Source organism: Streptomyces sp. 4F14 (genome assembly GCF_048159485.1).
Lineage (GTDB): Bacteria > Actinomycetota > Actinomycetes > Streptomycetales > Streptomycetaceae > Streptomyces.
Genome location: NZ_JBLRVY010000451.1, coordinates 1 through 305, shown reverse-complemented (window position 1 = coordinate 305; position 305 = coordinate 1). Strand labels below are relative to the sequence as shown.

Sequence of the window (305 nt, the reverse complement as noted above, 5' to 3'; positions counted from 1 at the left end):
CAGCTCCCGGGCGCCGCGCCCTGCGCACTGATCACCTCGGTGGTCGCGATCTCCGCCGGCGCGGTCGGCGCGGGCCCGTTCTCCGGCCAGGACCTCCTCGCCAAGATGGTCACCCTCCAGGCCTTCAACGGCACCGTGGCGCTCACGGCCCTGCTGCTCTCGGCCGCCGTGGCCGAACGCAACCAGACCCTGCGGGTACTGGAGGAGTCCTGCGAGCGCCTGACGGAGGCCCTCGCCCGCCTCGTGCCGGACCGCACCCTCGAACAGCACCCGATGCGCCCCCGCCCCGATCGGGCCACCCCTCA

At 74.4% G+C, this 305-nt stretch carries 1 protein-coding gene; it reads left to right on the top strand.

Annotated features, from left to right (window positions below; genetic code table 11):
• Window positions 1–305 (top strand): MASE1 domain-containing protein (locus ACLZOT_RS51545; protein ID WP_416976184.1); only part of this gene is annotated, 305 nt, incomplete at both ends.